The following is a 20,326-nucleotide window of genomic DNA, read 5'->3' on the forward strand; positions in this document are numbered from 1 at the left end:
CTGCCCCGCGCCGACCAGGTGCTCGCGGTGAGCTTGGACAACTCCGCCGGCATGCTGCTGCTCGGCGTCCTGCTGGTCGTCGCGGCGCGCCGTGCGGCCGGGCCCCCCGCGCTGGCAGGGACGGCCCGCGCGGGGGCGGCGGGGCTGCTCGGCGGGGTGCTCGGCGCGCTCGCCGGCGCGGCCACCGCGCGTGCCCTGGCCGGGCCCGGGGCCGGCACCCCGACGACATTCGCGGCCCTCGTGCAGGGCATGCTGTCCTCAGCCGTGGTCGGCGTCGTGTTCCTCGCCGTCGCGTACCTGACCGACCGGCGGGACGTGCGGCCGCTGCTCGCCGCCGTGCGCCGCCGGCTGGCCGGGGCGGGTCGGCGGCGCGGGCGGGCCGGGAAGCCTCGGCAGCAGGACGTGGTCGGTCCGGAACGGGGCGACGGGAAGGAGACGGTGTCCGGGTGAGCGCGACGACGGGCGGCCGGCCGGGGGTGGCAGTGGACCGGAGGTGGCCGTGGTGACGGGCGCGACACCGGCCGCCGGACGGCACGGCACCGTGGTGCTCCTGCTCGCCTCCAGCACCGGCGGCGTCGGTCAGCACGTCCGTTCCGTCGCCCGGGGCCTCGCCGCGGCGGGCGCGACCGTGCTGGTTTGCGGGCCCGCCGCCACCGAGGAGCAGTTCGACTTCACCGGGGCGGGTGCCCGTTTCCAGCCGGTCGAGATCCCGGCCAGCCCCACCCCCGCCGACGCCCGGGCGGTCGCCGCGCTGCGCCGCGCGCTGGCCGCCGAACCGGTCGCCGTCGTGCACGCGCACGGGCTGCGCGCCGGGCTCGTCGCCGTCCTCGCCCGGCCGGCCGCCCCACTTGTGGTCACCTGGCACAACGCGGTGCTCGCCCGGGGGTTGCGCGGCGCGCTGTCCCGGGTGGCCGAACGGGTCGTCGCCCGGGGTGTCCGGGTCGCCCTCGGCGCCAGCGCCGACCTCGTCGAGCGGGCCGCCGCGCTCGGTGCCGCCGAGGCCCGGCTCGCCCCGGTCGCCGCGCCGGCGCTGCCCGCGCCTCGCCGCCGCCGGGCCGCCGTCCGCGCCGAGTTCGGGGTCGCCGCCGGCCAGCCGCTGATCCTCTCCGTCGGCCGGCTGCACCCCCAGAAGCGGTACGACGTGCTGGTCGACGCCGCCGCCCGGTGGCGTGGCCGTACCCCTCCGCCGGTCGTGGTGATCGCCGGCAGCGGGCCGGCGTACCTTCCCCTCGCCGCGCGGATCTCCGCCGCCCGTGCCCCGGTCACTCTGCTCGGGCACCGCACCGATGTGGCCGACCTGCTCGCCGGGGCGGACCTGGCCGTGGTGACCAGCGACTGGGAGGCCCGCCAGCTGTTCGCGCAGGAGGCGCTGCGGGCCGGCGTACCGCTGGTGGCGACCGCCGTCGGCGGCCTGCCGGAGCTGGTCGGCGACGCCGCCGTGCTGGTGCCCGCAGGCGACGTGGACGCGGTCGACGCGGCCGTGCGCGAGCTGCTCGACGACCCCAACCGGCGGGCCGCGCTGGGCCGCTCCGGCGCCGCGCGGGCGGCGACCTGGCCCACCGAGGCGGACACCGTCGCCGAGCTGGCCGCCCTCTACGCGGCGCTGGCCGGCGATGCCCCCGGCCCGGCGGCCCCGGGCGCCGACGCCCCGTCGACGGGACGCCGGTGATGCTGCGCGGACTGAAGCCGGTGCTGCTGCCAGACTGCCGCCGGTTGTGCGGACCCTGCTGGTCGTGGGGCTCGGGGTGACCGCTCTCGCCGCCCCGGGCCCGCCACCGACGCGCCCCCGGCGCAACCGCCGACTTCGTGGTGGCTTCGCCCGGGGGTGGCCGGCCTGCGCTGGGACGACGTCGACCCGCAGACCACCCCGACGCTGTGGCGGATGGCCCAGCAGGGCTCGATCGGCTCCCTGTCGGTGCGCTCCGCGCACCGGCCCACCTGCCCCGTCGACGGCTGGCTGACCCTGCCTTGCCGGCAACTTCGCCGCCTGGAACGGCAGCCGGGTCGGCGGCGGGTGCCCGCCGGCGGGGGTGACCGTCGAGCAGCCCGACGGCATCGGCGCGAACCTTCCCGACCAGGAGGGCGTCGTGCTGCACAACCAGCAGCGCTTGCCCTGGGGCGCGGTGCCCGGCTCGTTGGCGGAGTCGGTGCGCTGCTCGGTCGCCGTCGGTCCCGGCGCGGCGGTGGCCGCCGCCCGCCCGTTCGGCCGGGTCGACCGGTACGCCTCGGCGCTGCCCGACGACCCGGCTCCGCTGCTCGGCTCCTGCGTGCTGAGCATCGTCGACCTCGGCACCGTTCACCGGTGCCGACCGGGCGGCACGGGCCGAGCAGGCCCGTCGGGCCGACGCCGACCTGGCCCGGGTCCTCGCCGCCCGGCCGCCGCGCTCCCTGGTGCTGGTGGCCGGGATCGCCGACACCGGCCTGCCGTCCCGGCTGCACGTCGCCGTCGCCGACGGCCCGGGCTGGGAACGGGGCTGGCTCACCTCGCCGACCACCGGCCGGGAGGGCTACCTGCAACTGTTTATAAAATCGCGCCGACCGCGCTCGCCGCGCTCGGCCGGCCGATGCCCGAACGGCTGTTCCTCGGCCGGCCCGCCGTCTCCGTCGGCGGTCGCCCGGCGGATCTGCCCACCGCGATCGCCGCGCCGGCCGACGCCGACCGGGAGGCCGCCGCCCAGCGCCGGGTCGCCGGCTGGTTCTTCGCCCTGCTCGCCGGCGCGCAGGTGCTGCTCGCCGTGGCGGTGCTGCCGCTGCTGCGCCGTGCCCGCCGACACGCCGGGCCGGTCGGCCCGGCCCCGGTGCCCCGGCGGGTGGTGGCGATGGTCGAGTTGCTGCTGGTCGCCGCCGCCCTCGCGATCCCGGCGGCCCTGCTCGCCGACGTGGTGCCCTGGTGGCGCGGCGACCACGCCGGCTGGTGGTTCGCGGCGGTGACCGTCCTGCTGGTGGTAGGCGCGACCGCCGCCGTCCGATTCGCTCCCGGGCACGACTCGACGCTCGGGCCGCTCGGCGCGGTCGCCGGCCTGGCCACCCTCGTGGTTGCCGCGGACGTGCTCACCGGGGCCCGGTTGCAGCTCAACGGCGTGGCCGGCTACTCGGCCCTGGAGGGCGGCCGGTTCTCCGGGTTGGGCACCGTCGGGCTCGGCGTGTTCGTCGCCGGGTCGCTGCTGTGCGCCGGCTGGCTGGCCCAGCGGGCGCCACGCCGGTGGCGGCCCATGGTGGTGGTCGCCGCCGGAGGGGCCGCCGTGGTGGTGGTCGGCAGCCCGTACCTCGGCGCGGACTCGATCGGCGCGATCGCGCTGACCGCCGGGGTGAGCGTGGCCGCCGCGATCAGCACCGGCGGCTGGCTGACGGTCAGCCGGCTGCTCTGGGCGGCAATGGCGGGGCTGGCGGTCACGATCGGCTTCGCGGTGGTCGACCTGCGCCGGCCGGCCACCGAGCGGGGCAGCCTCGGCCGGTTCCTGGCCGCCCTCGGCGACGGCACCGGCGGGCTGACCGTGCACCGGTCCAGCACGGCCAACTTCGAAACCCTGATCAACAGCCCGCTCACGGTGCTGGCCCTGGCCGGTGCCCTGCTGGTCTGGTTCGCGCTGCTCCAGCCGTGGGGCGGGCTGATGCGGCTGTTCGGCATCTACCCGGCGATGCGGGCCGCGATGGCCGGCACGGCGGTGGCCGCCGGCATCGGCGGGGTGCTCGGCGGCTCCGCGCTCGACGTCGCCGGTGCCGCCGGTGCGCTGGTGGTGCCGATGGCGGCGCTCGCCGCGCTGCGGGTGCTCGACCACTCCGCCGACCGGACCCAGCCGGGCGACGGCGGTCCCGCCAACGGCCGGCTCGGTCTCGGCGGTGTCGGCCCGGCGGGCGGCCCGGCCGCGCCGGAGGGGGCACCCGACCGGGCCGCCCGCACATCGACCGGGGTCGCGACGGCCTGACCCGGTACCCCGCCCCGGCCCGGCGACCTCGGGTGCGGCCTGCGGACCCGGCCCGGAGAGGTGTTACCGTGGAGTCCCGTGGATCGCGTGATCACTTTGCTGATCGGCACGGCGGTCTGCACGACCGCGACGGACAACACGGGAGCAAGCGTTGGCCCCTTCAGCACGGACGACCAGGCACATTTTCGTCACCGGGGGCGTCGCCTCCTCGTTGGGTAAGGGCCTCACCGCCTCCAGCCTCGGCAACCTGCTCTCGGCCCGGGGGCTGCGCGTGGTGATGCAGAAGCTGGACCCGTACCTCAACGTCGACCCGGGGACGATGAACCCGTTCCAGCACGGTGAGGTCTTCATTACCGAGGACGGCGCCGAGACAGACCTCGACGTCGGGCACTACGAGCGTTTCCTCGACCGGGACCTGTCCGGCAAGGCGAACGTCACCACCGGCCAGATCTACTCGGACGTGATCGCCAAGGAGCGGCGCGGCGAGTACCTGGGCGACACGGTCCAGGTGATCCCGCACATCACCAACGAGATCAAGGCCCGCATCCTCGGCATGGCCGACCCGGACGTCGAGGGCCAGGTCCCGGACGTGGTGATCACCGAGGTCGGCGGCACCGTCGGCGACATCGAGTCGCTGCCGTTCCTGGAGGCGATCCGCCAGGTCCGCCACGACCTCGGCCGGGACAACTGCTTCTACCTGCACGTCTCGCTGGTGCCGTACCTGGCCCCGTCGGGCGAGCTGAAGACCAAGCCCACCCAGCACTCCGTGGCGCAGCTACGCAGCATCGGCATCCAGCCCGACGCGTTGGTGCTGCGCTGCGACCGGGAGATCCCGGAGAAGGTCAAAATCAAGCTCTCGCTCTACTGCGACGTGGACACCGAGGCGGTCGTCGCCGCCCCGGACGCGCCGAGCATCTACGACATCCCGAAGGTGCTGCACCGCGAGGGACTCGACGCGTACGTGGTGCGCCGCCTCGGCCTGTCCTTCCGCGACGTGGACTGGGCGAGCTGGGATGACCTGCTCGACCGGGTGCACCAGCCCCGGCACACCGTCACCGTGGCGGTGGTTGGCAAGTACGTCGAGGCTGCCCGACGCGTACCTGTCGGTCAGCGAGGCGATCCGGGCCGCCGGGTTCGGCCACCGGTCCCGGGTGCAGCTGCGCTGGTTGCCCAGCGACGACTGCGTCACCCCGGCCGGCGCGGCGGCGGCCCTGGCCGGCGTGGACGGCATCGTCATCCCCGGCGGCTTCGGCGTACGCGGCATCGAGGGCAAGATCGGCACCGCCCGGTACGCCCGGGAGAACGGCGTCCCGCTGCTCGGCCTCTGCCTCGGCCTGCAGTGCATGACCATCGAGGTGGCCCGGCACCTGGCCGGCCTGGACGGGGCGAACTCCCTGGAGTTCGACGAGGAGGCCACGCACCCGGTCATCGCCACCATGGCCGACCAGGAGGACATCGTCGCCGGCAAGGGTGACCTGGGCGGCACCATGCGGCTGGGCGCGTACCCGGCGCGGCTGGCCGAGGGGTCGATCGTGGCCGAGGCGTACGGCGTCACCGAGGTCAGCGAGCGGCACCGGCACCGGTACGAGGTGAACAACGCCTACCGCGAGCAGCTCACCAAGGCGGGGCTGCACATCTCGGGCACCTCCCCGGACGGCCGGCTGGTCGAGTTTGTCGAGCTGGACCGCGGCCTGCACCCGTTCTTCGTGGCCACCCAGGCGCACCCCGAGCTGAAGAGCCGCCCGACCCGGCCGCATCCGCTGTTCGCGGCGTTCGTGAAGGCCGCCGTGGCGTACTCCGAGGCCGACCAGCTCCCGGTCGACCTGGACTCCGTCGGCGTGCCGGCGGAGGCGTCGCGCCGGGCCGACCGCAACGGTGGCGCTGCCGCCGGGCGCAAGACGGCGGCGGCGTCGTGAGGGCGGTCGCGCACCGCTACGAGGTGACCGAGCGGCGGGAACTCTACGCCGGGTCGATCTTCTCCGTGGTCACCGACGAGGTCACCATGCCCGGCGGTGCCACCGCCACCCGCGACTACGTCCGGCACGTCGGCGCGGTCGCCGTCGTGGCCCTCGACGACGCCGGCCAGGTGGTGCTCATCCGGCAGTACCGGCACCCGGTGGGCCGGCACCTGTGGGAACTGCCCGCCGGCCTGATGGACGTCTCCGGTGAGGACCTGGTCGCCGCAGCGGCCAGGGAACTGGCCGAGGAGGCCGACCTCACCGCCGGCACCATCGACGTGCTGGTCGACCTGCACAGCTCGCCCGGCTTCTCCGACGAGATCGTCCGGGTGTTCCTGGCCCGGGACCTCGCCGACGTGCCCGCCGGTCAGCGCCACGAGCGCAGCGAGGAGGAGGCCGACCTCCAGGTCGTGCGGCTCGACCTCGACACGGCGGTGCGGATGGTGCTGTCCGGTGAGATCACCAACGCCTCCGCCGTCGCCGGGCTGCTCGCCGCCGCCCGGGCCCGGGACGTCGGCTGGTCGGCGCTGCGCCGCCAGGACGCGCCGCTGTCCCGCTGAGCTGCTACGGCTGGTGCCCCGGCGCGGGCCCGCGTGCACCGGCAGGCTAGGCGACGACGAGGGGCCGTGCGGCGAACCGCACGGCCCCTGACGGATAAGGCCGGAAATTAGTCGCGCAGCGGGCGGCCCTGCCCGTCGACGCCGCCGTTGACCAGGATCAGGATGCCGTCGATGACGCCCCAGATGCCGCCGAGGCCGCAGGTCACCACGGTCACCACGAGTTGGAGCACGCCGGTCTTGGTATCGCCCATGTAGAACCGCCCGACGCCGAAGCCGCCGAGGAGGATGCCGAGAACACCCGCGACGACCTTGCTCTTGTCGGAGACGCCCTGCGGGTACTGCTGGTGAGGAGTGGTCATGGGGCGACACCATAGTGATCGACTCGCGCCTTGTCCGCAGCGGCACCCCACCGGTGGGACGATGGGAGGCGAATACTGTCGGAACGGCTGATCCACTCTCCGCCGCTGGCCCGGTCCACGCCTGACACATCGTCAGCGCCGCCGGGCACCGGATGGCACTGTGTCGGCGCCGCGAAACGGGCGGCCCGCCTAGACTGCCGCCGGCGGGACCGGTGGACGGCGGCGGCAATGGGGCCTTCGCGCACCGGGCGGTCGGGGCGCGACGGCCCCGGAGAGAGGTGTCTGCATCGTGAAGGTCGGAATCCCTCGCGAGGTCAAGAACCACGAGTACCGCGTGGCGATCACGCCCGCAGGCGTCAACGAGTTCACCCGCAGCGGCCACCACGTCTTCGTCGAGTCCGGCGCGGGCGTCGGGTCGAGCATCACCGACGAGGAGTTCGCCGCGGCCGGCGCGAAGATCCTGGCCACCGCCGACGAGGTGTGGGACACCGCCGAGCTGGTGCTCAAGGTCAAGGAGCCGGTCGCCGAGGAGTACCACCGCATGCGCACCGGGCAGGTGCTCTTCACCTACCTGCACCTGGCCGCGTCCAAGGCGTGCACCGACGCGCTGGTCGAACGGGGCGTCACCGGCATCGCGTACGAGACGGTGGAGCTGCCCGACCGGTCGCTGCCGCTGCTCGCCCCGATGTCCGAGGTGGCCGGCCGGCTCGCCCCGCAGGTCGGCGCGTACCACCTGCAGCGCTCCGGCGGCGGGCGCGGCGTCCTGATGGGCGGCGTCTCCGGCGTGTACGCGGCGAAGACCGTGGTCATCGGCGCGGGCGTGTCCGGCATGAACGCCGCCGCGATCGCGCTCGGCCTGCAGGCCGAGGTGCTGCTGCTGGACAAGAACGTGGCCCGGCTGCGCCAGGCCGACGCCATCTACCGGGGCCACCTGCAGACGGTCGCCTCCAACGCGTACGAGATCGAGCGGGCCGTGCTCGACGCGGACCTGGTCATCGGCGCGGTCCTCGTCCCCGGCGCGAAGGCCCCGACCCTGATCTCCAACGAGCTGGTGTCCCGGATGAAGCCGGGCAGCGTACTCGTCGACATCTCCATCGACCAGGGTGGCTGCTTCGAGGACTCCCGGCCCACCACCCACGCCGAGCCGACGTACCGGGTGCACGACTCGATCTTCTACTGCGTGGCGAACATGCCCGGCGCGGTGCCGCACACCAGCACGTACGCCCTGACCAACGTGACCCTGCCGTACGCCCTGGAGCTGGCCAACCAGGGCTGGCGCGAGGCGCTGCGCCGCGACCCGGCCCTGGCGCTGGGCCTGAACACCCACGACGGGCAGGTCGTCTACGGGCCGGTCGCCGAGGCGCACGGCATGCCGACCCTGCCGCTGGCCGAGGTGCTGGCCTGACCGAGCAGCGGCGCACCGGGGCACCGGACGGGGCCGGCGCGCAACCCGCGCCGGCCCTGCGCCGCGCCGTGCGCGGCTACCTCGACCACCTCACCGTCGAGCGTGGCCTGTCCGCGAACACCCTCGCCTCGTACCGCCGGGACTTGGAGCGCTACCTCGCCACCCTCACCGACGCCGGCATCGGCGACCTGGCCTCGGTCGCAGCCGGCGTCGTCGAGGCGCACCTGGCCCGGCTGCGCGCCGGCGACGACGGCCACCCGCCCCTGGCGGTCTCCTCCGCCGCCCGGGCGGCGTCGGCCGTGCGCGGGCTGCACCGCTTCGCCCTGCGCGAGGGGCTGGCAGGGGCCGACCCGAGCCGCGACGTCCGCCCGCCCGCCCCGCCGCGCCGGCTGCCCCGGGCGCTCGCCGTCGACCAGGTGGTGCGGCTGCTGGAGACCGCCGGCCCGGTGACTGCCGCCGGCGACGGCGCGCCGCTCGCGCTGCGTGACCGGGCGCTGCTGGAGTTCCTGTACGGCACCGGCGCGCGGATCTCCGAGGCCGTCGGCGCGGCGATCGACGACCTCGACGGCCTCGACACCGGCGAGGCGACGGTGCTGCTGCGCGGCAAGGGCGGCCGGTCGCGCCTCGTGCCCGTCGGCGGGTACGCCGCCGAGGCCCTGCGGGCCTGGCTGGTGCGCGGCCGGCCCGCCCTGGTGGCCGCCGGCCGGGGCACCCCGGCGGTGTTCGTCAACGTGCGCGGGGGCACGCTGACCAGGCAGGGGGCCTGGACCATCCTGCGGCGGGCCGCCGAGCGGGCCGGGCTGCCGGTGGACGGTGCGAACGCGGTCTCCCCACACACCCTGCGCCACTCGTTCGCCACCCACCTGCTCGACGGCGGCGCCGACGTGCGGGTGGTGCAGGAGCTGCTCGGCCACGCCTCGGTGACCACGACCCAGGTGTACACGTTGGTCACCGTGGAGCGGCTGCGCGAGGTGTACGCCACCGCCCACCCCCGCGCCCGCGGCTGACCGTGCGTGACGAGCTGCCCCGTCGTCCCGCCGGTGCCGGCCGGTCCGGGCCGACACGCCGTACCGGTGCCGAACGCCCTGCTGGCCGGTGGCGTACAGTCGGCATGGCGCGGACCTTGCGGGGCGACAGGACCGGGGTGCGCAGCGGCGCCGCGAGGGACGTCGGACGGCTCCGACGCCGGGTGGTCGTCGGGAGGGGGCAACGAGGACATGGCTGGCAACGGTGACCGTGCCGAGACCTGGACGTCGGAGCTCCGCGAGCAGCAGGCCACGCTCGGCGCGGACCTCGGGCCGGCGGACCCGGCGGCCTACACGATGCGCAAGCCGATTCCCGAGCCGATGCCCACCGACCGGCACGGGCCGGCCCGGATCATCGCGATGGCCAACCAGAAGGGCGGCGTCGGCAAGACCACCACCACGATCAACCTGGGCGCGGCGCTCGCCGAGTACGGGCGCAAGGTGCTGCTGGTCGACTTCGACCCGCAGGGCGCCCTCTCCGTGGGCCTCGGCGTCAACCCGCACAACCTCGACCTGTCGGTCTACAACCTGCTCATGCAGGACGATGTCACCGCCGAGGACGTCCTGATCAAGACGGACGTGGCGGGGCTGCACCTGCTGCCGGCCAACATCGACCTCTCCGCCGCCGAGATACAGCTCGTCAACGAGGTTGCCCGCGAGATGGCCCTGGCCCGGGTGCTCAGGTCGATCCGCAAGGAGTACGACTACATCCTCATCGACTGCCAGCCCTCCCTCGGCCTGCTGGCGATCAACGCGCTGACCGTCGCGCACGGCGTGCTCATTCCCCTGGAGTGCGAGTTCTTCAGCCTGCGGGGCGTGGCCCTGCTGCTGGACACGATCGACAAGGTGCGCGAGCGGCTCAACTTCGACCTGGAGCTCGAGGGCATCCTCGCCACCATGTACGACAGCCGCACCACCCACTGCCGTCAGGTGCTCCAGCGGGTGGTCGAGGCGTTCGGCGACAAGGTCTACCAGACGGTGATCACCAAGACGGTGAAGTTTCCCGAGTCCACCGTCGCCGGCGCGCCCATCACCACCCTCGACCCGGCCTCGTCCGGCGCCCGCAACTACCGGCAGCTCGCCCGCGAGGTGATCGCCGCGCAGGCGGAGCGGTAGGCCGAGTGCCCCGTCGCCAGCGCGTACGTCCCTGCCCGGGGCCGTACCTTGCCGTCGCGGTGCCCGGGGCGTGGACTACGGTCGTGCGGTGACCGCGCCGCCCCTCGACCCGCCCGCCGCGCCCGCGCCCGGCGTGGCCGGTGACGGTCGGGGTGGGGCGGCCGGCGACGGCGCGGGCGGGGAGTCCACCGGATTCACCGTCCGGCTGGACAACTTCACCGGCCCGTTCGACCTGCTGTTGCAGCTCATCAGCAAGCACAAGCTGGACGTCACCGAGGTGGCCCTGCACCGGGTCACCGACGAGTTCATCGCCTACCTGCGGGCCATGGGCGACCAGTGGGACCTGGACGAGACCAGCGAGTTTCTGCTGGTCGCCGCCACCCTGCTCGACCTGAAGGCGGCCCGGCTGCTGCCTGCCGCCGAGGTCGAGGACGAGGAGGACCTGGCGCTGCTGGAGGCGCGGGACCTGCTGTTCGCCCGGCTGTTGCAGTACAAGGCGTTCAAGGAGGCCGCAGCGCACATCGCCGAGTTGGAGGCGGTCGGCGGCCGGCGTTACCCCCGGGCGGTCACCCTGGAGGCCCGGTACGCCGAGGCGCTGCCCGACCTGGTGCTCGGCATCGGCCCCGAGCGGCTGCTCAAGCTGGCGATCAGGGCGATGACGCCGAAGCCGGTGCCCGAGGTCTCCATCGCGCACGTGCACCTGGTCCGGGTCAGCGTCCGCGAGCACGCCGCGATCATCGCCGAGCGGCTGCGCCGGGCCGGCATCGCCACGTTCTCCCTGCTCTGCGCCGACTGCGAGGCCACCCTGGAGGTGGTGGCCCGGTTCCTCGCGCTGCTGGAGCTGTACCGGGAGGGTCTCGTGTCCTTCCTGCAGGAGCAGGCCCTGGAGGAGCTGACCGTCCGCTGGACCGGCCCCGCCGACGGCGGCACCGACCTGCACGTCGATGAGTACGCCGGCTCCGCGCCCGAGCCGGGCACCGCGGGACCAGGCTCGGGCCCTGGCGCGTCGGGCGAGGCGGGCCGGGGCGAGCCGGGCGGCGGTGGTGAGCTCGACCGGAGTGAGCCGGGGGCCGGTGGTGAGGCGGGCCGGGACGGGGTGGGCGGCATGGGTGAGCGGCGCAGGGACGGCGTGGACGCGGACGGTGCCGGTGGCACCGGCGAGACGGCCGGCACCGGCGTGGACGGCGAGGAGCAACGCGATGAGTGACGAGGAGCGCCGGGACTCCCTGGCCGACCAGGCTGCCGCCTGGGTGCCGCCCTGGGACCGCCCCCGCCCCCCGACCCGACCGGCATCCCCGGACTCTCCCGACTCTCCGGAGAATCTTGGAAGCGAGGGGCCCCCGGCGGGGCCGGATCCTTCCAAGATTTCTTCGCCGGGGGCGGCGGCGAAGCCGGGGGAGAGGGCTGAGGGGGCGGAGTCGGATACGGCGGGTGACTCGGGTAGGGCGGACGTACCGAAAAGGTCGACGGGAGGCCGGCGGCGGCCCGCGCCCGCGCCCGAGCCGGCGCCCGTGCTCGACGACGCGGAACTGCGCGGGGCCCTGGAGGCCATCCTGCTGGTGGTGGACGAACCCGTCAGCGAGCTGACCCTCGCCCAGGTCCTCGAACAGTCCCCCGAGCGGATCGGCCCGCTGCTCGACGACATCGCGGCCGGATACACTGCTGGCGGGCACGGCTTCGAACTGCGCCGGGCCGCCGGCGGCTGGCGGCTCTACACCCGCCCCGAGTACGCCACGTACGTCGAGCGCTTCGTCCTGGACGGCCAGTCGGTCCGGCTGACCCAGGCGGCGTTGGAGACCCTCGCCGTGGTGGCGTACCGGCAGCCGGTGACCCGGTCGCGCATCTCGGCCATCCGGGGTGTCAACTGCGACGGGGTGCTCCGTACGCTGGTCTCCCGCGGGCTGGTCGAAGAGTGCGGCGCAGAACCGGACAGCGGCGCCTTCCTCTACCGGACCACCACGATGTTCCTGGAGAAGTTGGGGCTGAACTCGGTCGACGAGTTGCCCCCGCTCGCCCCGTTCCTCCCCGACGACGTAGAAGAGCTTGCCGATGCGACGCGATGACCGTGCCCCCAAGACCGACGCGCCCGTCTTCGAGGGGGCCGAACGCCTCCAGAAGGTGTTGGCCGCCGCCGGCGTGGGATCCCGACGCGCCTGCGAGGACCTGATCTTCCGCCGCCGGGTGACCGTGAACGGAAAGGTGGCCCAGCTCGGCGACAAGGCCGACCCGACCCGCGACGTCATCCTCGTCGACGGCGAGCGGCTCCAGGCCGACACCCGACTGGTGTACCTGGCCCTGAACAAGCCGCGCGGGGTCGTCTCCACCATGGCGGACGAGAAGGGACGCGCCGCCCTGTCGGACTTCATCGGCAACCGGGTGGAACAGCGGGTCTACCACGTCGGGCGGCTCGACGCCGACAGTGAGGGCCTGCTGCTGCTCACCAACGACGGCGACCTCGCCCACCGGCTCACCCACCCGTCGTACGGGGTGCCGAAGACGTACCTGTGCGAGGTGGCCGGGCCGATCCCGCGCAACCTCGGCAAGCGGCTGGCCGCCGGCATCGAGCTGGAGGACGGCCCGGTCACGGTCGACTCCTTCAAGGTGGTGGACACCCTGGGCAAGACCGCCCAGGTGGAGCTGACCCTGCACGAGGGGCGCAAGCACATCGTCCGACGCCTGCTGGGCGAGGTGGGGCACCCGGTGTTCCGCCTGGTGCGGACCTCGATCGGGCCGATCCGCCTCGGTGACCTGCGCGCCGGACGGACCCGGCGGCTCACCAACGCCGAGGTCGCCGCCCTGTTCAAGGCGGTCGGTGACTGACCCCGTGGGGCGGGGTACCACAACGGGTAGGCTTTCGTGACGCCCCGGATGGGGCGTGCGGTGGCGTAGGTCGCCACCGACGGCGTCGCGCGCGGCCCTAGACGGGCCGCGGGGCATGATCGACGACGACGACAACCGCTCGCGACGGGCCGCCGGGCCCCGCGAGGCACGGGCTGAGGAGGAACACGGTGGAGGAAAACGTACGGGCCGGGCACTGCGTGGTCGCTGTGGACGGGCCGTCCGGTTCGGGCAAGTCCACCGTCTCCCGGCGGCTCGCCGTGGGCCTCGGCGCCCGCTATCTGGACACCGGGGCGATGTATCGGGCGATCACCTGGGCGGTGCTGCGCTCCGGGGTCGACCTCACCGACGCCGAGTCGGTGGGCAAGGTCGCCGCCGAGGTCGACCTGCGCATCGGCACCGACCCCCAGGGGTACGGCGTGACCGCCGACGGCGTGAGCGTCGACTCCGAGATCAGGGGCCCCGAGGTCACCGGCGCGGTTTCCGCCGTGGCCGCCGTACCGTCGGTGCGGGCGCTGCTGGTGGCCCGGCAGCGTGAGTTGATCGCGAAGGCCGGCCGGATCGTGGTCGAGGGCCGGGACATCGGTTCGGTCGTCGCCCCCGACGCGGACCTGAAGGTCTACCTGACCGCCTCCGAGGCCGCACGCGCCCAGCGGCGCAGCGCGGAGGACGCCACGGACGTGGCCGCCACCGCCGCCGACCTGGCCCGCCGCGACCGGCTCGACTCGACGCGCAAGGCCGACCCGTTGCAGCAGGCCACCGACGCGGTGGTGCTGGACACCACGGAACTGGGCATCGACGAGGTCGTCGACCGGCTGCGCGCACTGCTGACCGATAGGGGAGTGGCGTGACCGACGAGGGCTGGGTGGAGCTGCGCGAGCCGGCCGTCGACACCGAGGAGCCGACCGGGCCGATGCCCGTGGTGGCCGTCGTCGGCCGTCCCAACGTCGGCAAGTCCACCCTGGTGAACCGCATCATCGGCCGCCGGCAGGCGGTCGTCGAGGACATCCCCGGGGTGACCCGGGACCGGGTCCCGTACGACGCGCAGTGGTCCGGCCGGGCGTTCACGGTCGTCGACACGGGCGGCTGGGAGCCGGACGCGAAGGACCGGGCGGCGGCGATCGCCGCACAGGCCGAGATCGCCGTCGCCACCGCCGACGTGGTGCTTTTCGTGGTCGACGCCATGGTCGGCTCCACGGACGTGGACGAGGCCGCCGTGAAGATGCTGCGGCGCAGCGCCAAACCGGTCATTTTGGTGGCGAACAAGGCCGACAACGCCACGATCGAGATGGAGTCGACCTCACTGTGGTCGCTCGGCCTCGGCGAGCCGTACCCGGTGTCGGCGCTGCACGGCCGGGGCTCCGGCGACCTGCTCGACAAGATCCTCCAGGCGCTGCCGGAGGCACCGGCGATCGTGGAGAACCGCCCCCGCGGCCCGCGCCGGGTAGCCCTCGTCGGCCGGCCCAACGTCGGCAAGTCCAGCCTGCTCAACCGGTTCTCCGGCGAGGAACGGGCGGTCGTCGACTCGGTCGCCGGCACCACCGTCGACCCGGTGGACAGCCTCGTGGAGATCGGCGGGGAAACCTGGCAGCTGGTGGACACCGCCGGGCTGCGCAAGCGGGTCGGCAAGGCCAGCGGCACCGAGTACTACGCCAGCCTGCGCACGGCCTCGGCGATCGAGGCCGCCGAGGTGGCCGTGGTGCTGCTCGACTCCAGCGAACCGATCAGCGAGCAGGACCAACGGATCCTGTCCATGGTCACCGAGGCCGGCCGGGCCCTGGTCATCGCCTTCAACAAGTGGGACCTGGTCGACGGCGACCGCCGGTACTACCTGGACAAGGAGATCGAGCGGGAGCTGCGCCGCATTCCGTGGGCGCTGCGGATCAACCTGTCGGCCAAGACCGGCCGAGCGGTCGACAAGCTCGCCCCGTCGCTGCGCAAGGCCCTGGCGAGCTGGGAGACCCGGGTGCCGACGGCGCAGCTCAACTCCTGGCTGACCGCCCTGGTGCAGGCCACCCCGCACCCGGTGCGGGGCGGCCGGGCGCCGAAGATCCTCTTTGCCACCCAGGCGGGGGTGGCCCCGCCGCGGTTCGTGCTCTTCACCACCGCGCCGCTGGACGCCGGCTACCAGCGCTTCGTGGAGCGCAAGCTCCGCGAGGAGTTCGGCTTCGAGGGCAGCCCGGTGGAGATTTCGGTACGCCCGCGCAAGAAGCTCGGCCCGGGCGGCCGGGGCAAGGCGCACGGCTGATTCCGCTTCCACCCCTGCCCCCGCACGCCTCGCCCGCCCTCGTGTCCTGACCCGCTCGAGTGTCCGGTTCTGTTCCGAGTGCCCGTCCTGTTGCCGCAGGGCGGGCACTCGGTCCTGCCTAGCCGCCCCGGCGGCGAGGCCGCGCCGGCCGCGGCGGCTTCGAGAGTCGCCATCATGCCCTGGAACCCGAGACTCCCGACTGACTGGCCTGACGGCGGGTTCGGCGGGCGGCGCCCATCAGCTCACGCTTTCACCTATCCTCCTAGGACGGCCTGGCGGGTGTGGGGGAGGCGGCTGGGCGGGCCCGGGCCGATGCGTGCACGAGGAAGATCGTGCGCTAAGCTGTAGCGGCTGTCGCAGGCGGAGAACGCCTCGCGGGAGCATCGGGACGTGGCGCAGCTTGGTAGCGCACTTGACTGGGGGTCAAGGGGTCGTCGGTTCGAATCCGGCCGTCCCGACGCAGGTCAGAGGGCTGATTCGTATATCGGGTCGGCCCTTTCCGGCGTTCTGGGGACCACGCTGGTCAAGTGGGCCACCCGTTGGCGCTCCTTGACCGCTGGTCAAGCTGTGGCGTGCGGCAGGCTCTACGGCCAGCCCTGTTGCCTGCGGAATTGTTCTCTTCGCTCATCAAGGCGGCCCAAAAGCGTGCCGCGCCGGCCCGGCCCCGGCCTGCTGGCGACCTCCGGCCGGCATTGGCCGGGCCGGCCGGCCACGCTTGGGTGTCACAGGATCGGAAGACCTCGGGGCTCCGCCCCGAACCCCGGCCCCTCCTCAAAGATGCCGCCGCATCACCTCATCGGGCACCACAAGGGCTACCAGCCTCCCCGTCCTGGGAGGCTGGACGGTCTGCGGCTGCCCGACGAGGAGATCCGCTAGCGGTCCACGTCACGTATCAACGGTTAGCGTTCCGTCGAGAAGCCTGGTATGCGCGGGAGCTATCCGCTGCCCCGAGGGGAAGGGATCGAGGCCTCGACCCAGCGATTCCTTCCCGTTACCTCCGCAACTACGCGCCCCACCTCTGCGTCCGTCCTGGCCACTAGGCCCGCGACCAGGTTAAAGAACTCCCGGACATGGCGTTTCGCAACAATGTCGCCCGGCACGTATCTATGCGCGATCATGTTTCGCTGGTCAATAAAGCGGTCCAATTCACTACGCGCCCAGTCGGCACCCTGTGGGAGCGACCACGAATCTGATATGCGAACGATGCCGATGGATTCGAGAAACAGGGTGTCAACGTTCTTCGACTTCGGCGTGGCAAAGGAGTAGTTTCGCTTTTGACCCAACAGGGCTAACCGATCCGTCAGGTACTGTCGCCATCCCTCGCCGGCCAGGCTCCACGGCGCGAACTCCTCGTCTAGTCGCCGAAGCTCCTTTGCAACAGACTTTAACAAGGGCCTCGGCAATGACTCCCACGAAGGCGCGTGCTGCACGAGAAGGTGCAGTCCCTCTTCTGCGACGTCTTCACAGTAGGCTTCCCACAGTGCGGCGACGAGCACAAGCACCGCCTTGTTGGCGACGTGCAGTTTCTTGTAAATCGCCTTAACGTTTACCTTTTTGGCCTCTTGATGTAGCGAGTAGAAGTCGCGAATGTCATTGGCGTTTGATACAAAATTCAGGCATGCCTTGCTTGTCGGAGTGCGAATGATCTTCGTAGTCGGCACCGCTGCAAGTTCGGGTAACTGGCTGTCCACCGTGGCCATCGCTCCAGCCTGGTCTTCCTGTCTCGACAGCGCAAGCTTATTGTGCGCCAAGCGGTGTGGCGGCTGCCGGAGATGTCGAGAGGCGTTTCCGCTGCTAGACCCCCGCTTGCCCAGGTCGACGGGGCGGGCGACTTGATCTCGTAATGCGTAGGTCGCGGTGCCATCGACGCGCCAGGAGCCGGCACCTCGGGCAGTCACGAGGAGGCACGAACGGTCACACGCGTGCTGGCTTGACGTGGGCCACCAGGCCGTTGACGGCCGTGATCTTCGTCCTTCCGAATTGAAGGTGTCCGTACGCTGCTTGGTGTGGCAGAGGACGAGGTGGTCTTGCGGCTCAACCGCGACGAGGCGCTGGTTCTGTTCGAGTGGCTGTATCGCACCGACGAGACCACCAACGACTTCGCTGACCTGGTCGAGGATCAGGCAGAGCAACGGGCGCTGTGGAATCTCACCTGCCTACTGGAACGGGAGCTGGTCGAGCCGTTCTCGCCGCAGTACGCCGAGTTGGTTGAGCAGGCGCGAGCCCGGTTGCGGGATGAGGGCTCATGACCGTGCCGCGTGCCCGTCGGGACGGGAGCCGAGAGTCAAGTCAGCCCGTGGACGTGGCCGCCAGCGTGGTGACGCAAGTCAAGCCAGGTCACTGCCGAGCGACCTCCGCCCGTGTCGACACTTCCTAAACCGTGGGCTGGCGGCCACCATCCGTGTCAGCGTCCCGGGGACCACGTGGGGACCACACGGCCTGCGCGATGGTGCGCGGCACGACGTTGAGCGAACAGTCTGATCTTGGGGATAGCGTGCGTGACGTGCGTGGACGTGTGACGAAGCGTCCTGGGGGTCAAGGGGTCGTCGGTTCGAATCCGGCCGTCCCGACAGCGAAATGGTTTCCGCAGGTCAACGACTTGCGGAAGCCCTATTTTCATTGCTTGGCATGGATGCCTGGTCTAGCACGCCGCTGTTGGACCTCTTGACTCGGGCAGGTTGTCATGCCACTACTGGATCTTCAGAAGCTCACCGCCGGACTGTCCCGGACCTGGGCCGGGTTCCTTCGAGACTGGGACCGGTCGCTGCGGACCGGGAACTACCCGGCGACCACTCGCTACAACTACCTGCTCGCCGCCGCGCAACTTGGCCGCTATCTGGGGGAGCACTCGCCGGACCCGGATGCCGAGGACGCGGCCGACGACCCGTGCGTGGTGACTCGGGCGCACGTGGAGGCGTTCCAGGCCTGGATGATCGACACCCGGTCCGCGTCGACCGCCTTGAACAAGCACAAGGGGCTGCAGCAGTTCTTCAAGTGGCTGCTGGTCGACGAGCAGGCCATCGACCGCTCGCCGATGGAGCGGGTGCGGCAGCCGAAGACACTCCGAAAGCTGATCCCGGTTATGCGCGACGAGGACACCGGCAAGCTCCTCGACGCGTGTAGGGGCAAGGGCTTCGCCAATATGCGCGACGAGGCGCTGATTCGGCTGTACTGCAACACCGGCGCCCGGTTGTCCGAGGTGGGCAACCTCCTTGTGGCCGATGTCGACCTGAACACCGAGTCGGTGCACTTTCACGGCAAGGGTGCCAAGGACCGGCGGGTACGTTTCGGGCCGAAGACCGCCCGGGCGCTGAGCCGCTATCTCCGGGCCCGGGACAAGCACAAGGGCGCCGCACTGCCTCAGCTGTGGTTGGCCGAGCGCGGCGGGGCCCCGTTGACTCCGAATGGCATCAAGATCCTCCTCAAGCGGCTGGGTAAGGCGGCCGGTGTGCCGGATGTGCACGCGCACCGGTGGCGCCACAACTTTGCCCATGAGTGGAAGCGCGCCGGGGGAGACACTGGCGATCTCATGCTGCTGCTCGGCTGGGCCTCCGATGACATGCCCCGAACATGGTGGGCGGCTGTGGAGCCCTACCCGCAGTAACCTGCGCCAGCCCGCCGAGGTCGACCTGCGACTCGCACAGCACCATCATCGCGGCATGAGCGAGCACGTGATCAAGCGGTGTTGTGGCACGCCCTGGTCAGGTCCACGTACGGGTCGACCGGGCGCAGCAACGGAGTGAGTGCGTCGGCGCAGTCGTCCGGGTCCTCGCGCGGCACACCGGCTGAAGCGACGCGCGACCATCGCTGACCGTACGGGTTGGTGGTGCTGCTCGGACCGTCACGCGTGTGGCTGTGCCAGAAACCGGCCAGGAACCAGGGCGGCGTTATACCCGTCCGGGCTGGCTACGCGGCCCGCGACTCCAGATGGCCGCTGCTCGGGCCGGCTGAGCGTGGGCGGCACTGCTCGCCAGTAATGCTCCCGCGTTCCGGCTCGGTCGCCCACCATCCACCGAATGTAGCGATCAAGAGCGCTGGCCCCGCCGCCCATGGCCTCGGCAGCGGGTCTCAGCCGGCGGAAGGCTTCAGGCCATGGTGGGCTTCGCCGCGGCAAGCGCCTCGCGTACGACCTGGGCGCTGGCCGGCGTACCAGGAAGCACCCCGTAAGCGCCGTAGGGAATCACATAGACCGGGGTGTCCCGCTGAGTGCGCCAATTCTCGGCAAGCGGGCCGGCGTCCACGGTGTCGAAGCCGAGGCTGTCGAAAAGCTCGGTGACTGCCTGCTTGGCGGCCGCGTCGTCACCGGCGATCGGCAGCGCAGACCGGTCCGCGCTGCCAGCCGGTCGCGCCAGGGACCGCAGGTGTTCGAACCAAATGTTGTTGAAACCCTTCACCACGCGGGCTTCCGGGAGATGCTTCTGCAGCAGCTCACCCGTGGTGGTGGAGCCGTCCTCGATCGCGTCGAAGACGCCGTCGCGCTCCGGGTAGTAGTTGTTGGTGTCGATGACCACCTTGCCCGCGAGGGGCTGCGCAGGGACGTCCTGGTACGCCCGCAGCGGCACGGTCACTACCACGATGTCGCCGGCCACGGCCGCCTCCGCGGGGGTCGCGGCGCGCGCCTTCGGCCCCAGCTCGGACACCAGGTCCTGGAGGGTCTGCGGGCCACGCGAGTTGCTCAGCACCACGTCGTGACCAGCGGCGACCGCCAGCCGCGCTACCGTGCTTCCGATGTTGCCACTGCCGATGAGTCCGATCGTCGTCATGACAGCGCGAACCTCGATGACCCTCAACCGATTCCGGCCGGCGGCACACCGTGACGGGCGGCACACCTCGACCGACATCCACCGACCGTGCCTGCCGCGCCGGGGTCAGCACGCGATCACAGCGGCAG

15 protein-coding genes, 1 tRNA gene and 3 pseudogenes are annotated in these 20,326 nt (G+C 72.5%); 16 read left to right on the top strand and 3 right to left on the bottom strand.

The features are described 5' to 3' along the window. From MCAG_RS25810 to MCAG_RS25830, 5 genes and pseudogenes are all read left to right on the top strand, one after another. Positions 1 to 450, top strand: a pseudogene (locus MCAG_RS25810) (virulence factor MviN); the annotation flags it as partial. A gap of 52 nt (positions 451 to 502) precedes the next feature. After that, positions 503 to 1,669: a glycosyltransferase family 4 protein gene (locus tag MCAG_RS25815; protein WP_007075894.1), complete on the top strand. Its 1,167-nt coding sequence runs from the start codon at positions 503 to 505 to the stop codon at positions 1,667 to 1,669. Positions 1,670 to 1,703: 34 nt separating this feature from the next. Next, a pseudogene (locus MCAG_RS25820) lies at positions 1,704 to 3,926 on the top strand (hypothetical protein). A gap of 151 nt (positions 3,927 to 4,077) precedes the next feature. Next, a pseudogene (locus MCAG_RS25825) lies at positions 4,078 to 5,842 on the top strand (CTP synthase). After that, positions 5,839 to 6,444 carry an NUDIX domain-containing protein gene (locus MCAG_RS25830; RefSeq protein WP_007075897.1) on the top strand — a complete coding sequence of 202 codons (606 nt, stop codon included), beginning with the start codon at positions 5,839 to 5,841 and terminating at the stop codon, positions 6,442 to 6,444. Before MCAG_RS25825 ends, MCAG_RS25830 begins: the two are co-directional and overlap by 4 nt. A gap of 107 nt (positions 6,445 to 6,551) precedes the next feature. Here MCAG_RS25830 and MCAG_RS25835 read toward each other — a convergent pair whose 3' ends face one another. Next, positions 6,552 to 6,803: a TM2 domain-containing protein gene (locus MCAG_RS25835; RefSeq protein WP_036375267.1), complete on the bottom strand. Its 252-nt coding sequence runs from the start codon at positions 6,801 to 6,803 to the stop codon at positions 6,552 to 6,554. A 289-nt stretch (positions 6,804 to 7,092) separates the two neighbouring features. On the opposite strand from MCAG_RS25835, the gene ald reads away from it, so the two are divergent. The 9 genes from ald (at position 7,093) to MCAG_RS25880 (ending at position 15,893) form a co-directional block, all read left to right on the top strand. Continuing rightward, a complete protein-coding gene (gene ald, locus MCAG_RS25840; protein WP_007075899.1) occupies positions 7,093 to 8,208 on the top strand; it encodes an alanine dehydrogenase in 1,116 nt (371 codons plus the stop codon). Beyond that, positions 8,205 to 9,215 (top strand): site-specific tyrosine recombinase XerD, encoded by a 1,011-nt coding sequence (locus MCAG_RS25845; protein ID WP_007075900.1) that lies wholly within the window; start codon positions 8,205 to 8,207, stop codon positions 9,213 to 9,215. The genes ald and MCAG_RS25845 overlap by 4 nt, the downstream gene beginning before the upstream one ends. Positions 9,216 to 9,425: 210 nt before the next feature. Then, positions 9,426 to 10,349, top strand: coding sequence for a ParA family protein (locus MCAG_RS25850; RefSeq protein WP_036375269.1), 924 nt, complete (start codon positions 9,426 to 9,428; stop codon positions 10,347 to 10,349). Between the two features lie 70 nt (positions 10,350 to 10,419). Continuing rightward, complete coding sequence (locus tag MCAG_RS25855; protein ID WP_007075902.1) at positions 10,420 to 11,556, top strand: ScpA family protein; 1,137 nt, start codon at positions 10,420 to 10,422, stop codon at positions 11,554 to 11,556. Further along, the gene (gene scpB / locus MCAG_RS25860; protein WP_007075903.1) at positions 11,549 to 12,412 is read left to right on the top strand and encodes an SMC-Scp complex subunit ScpB; all 864 of its coding nucleotides are present in this window, start codon (positions 11,549 to 11,551) and stop codon (positions 12,410 to 12,412) included. The genes MCAG_RS25855 and scpB overlap by 8 nt, the downstream gene beginning before the upstream one ends. Continuing rightward, a complete protein-coding gene (locus MCAG_RS25865; RefSeq protein WP_007075904.1) occupies positions 12,399 to 13,169 on the top strand; it encodes a pseudouridine synthase in 771 nt (256 codons plus the stop codon). Before scpB ends, MCAG_RS25865 begins: the two co-directional genes overlap by 14 nt. A 188-nt stretch (positions 13,170 to 13,357) precedes the next feature. Next, positions 13,358 to 14,038: a (d)CMP kinase gene (gene cmk / locus MCAG_RS25870; RefSeq protein WP_007075905.1), complete on the top strand. Its 681-nt coding sequence runs from the start codon at positions 13,358 to 13,360 to the stop codon at positions 14,036 to 14,038. Beyond that, a complete protein-coding gene (der, locus tag MCAG_RS25875) occupies positions 14,035 to 15,435 on the top strand; it encodes a ribosome biogenesis GTPase Der (protein ID WP_007075906.1) in 1,401 nt (466 codons plus the stop codon). Before cmk ends, der begins: the two co-directional genes overlap by 4 nt. 384 nt (positions 15,436 to 15,819) lie before the next feature. Further along, a tRNA-Pro gene (locus tag MCAG_RS25880) sits at positions 15,820 to 15,893 on the top strand. Positions 15,894 to 16,370: 477 nt separating this feature from the next. On the opposite strand, the gene MCAG_RS32870 is transcribed toward MCAG_RS25880, so the two are convergent. Next, positions 16,371 to 17,135, bottom strand: a complete 765-nt coding sequence (locus MCAG_RS32870; RefSeq protein WP_007075907.1) for a HEPN domain-containing protein — start codon at positions 17,133 to 17,135, stop codon at positions 16,371 to 16,373. A gap of 306 nt (positions 17,136 to 17,441) precedes the next feature. Between MCAG_RS32870 and MCAG_RS25885 the strand changes: the two genes are divergently transcribed. Continuing rightward, the gene (locus tag MCAG_RS25885; RefSeq protein ID WP_007075908.1) at positions 17,442 to 17,684 is read left to right on the top strand and encodes a hypothetical protein; all 243 of its coding nucleotides are present in this window, start codon (positions 17,442 to 17,444) and stop codon (positions 17,682 to 17,684) included. A gap of 434 nt (positions 17,685 to 18,118) precedes the next feature. Beyond that, positions 18,119 to 19,039, top strand: a complete 921-nt coding sequence (locus MCAG_RS25890) for a tyrosine-type recombinase/integrase (RefSeq protein WP_007075909.1) — start codon at positions 18,119 to 18,121, stop codon at positions 19,037 to 19,039. A 481-nt stretch (positions 19,040 to 19,520) separates the two neighbouring features. On the opposite strand, the gene MCAG_RS25895 is transcribed toward MCAG_RS25890, so the two are convergent. Next, entirely contained in the window at positions 19,521 to 20,198 is a 678-nt protein-coding gene (locus MCAG_RS25895; RefSeq protein ID WP_007075911.1) for an NADPH-dependent F420 reductase, read from the bottom strand. Between the last annotated feature and the right edge of the window lie 128 nt (positions 20,199 to 20,326).

It is taken from the genome of Micromonospora sp. ATCC 39149, assembly GCF_000158815.1.
Lineage (GTDB): Bacteria > Actinomycetota > Actinomycetes > Mycobacteriales > Micromonosporaceae > Micromonospora.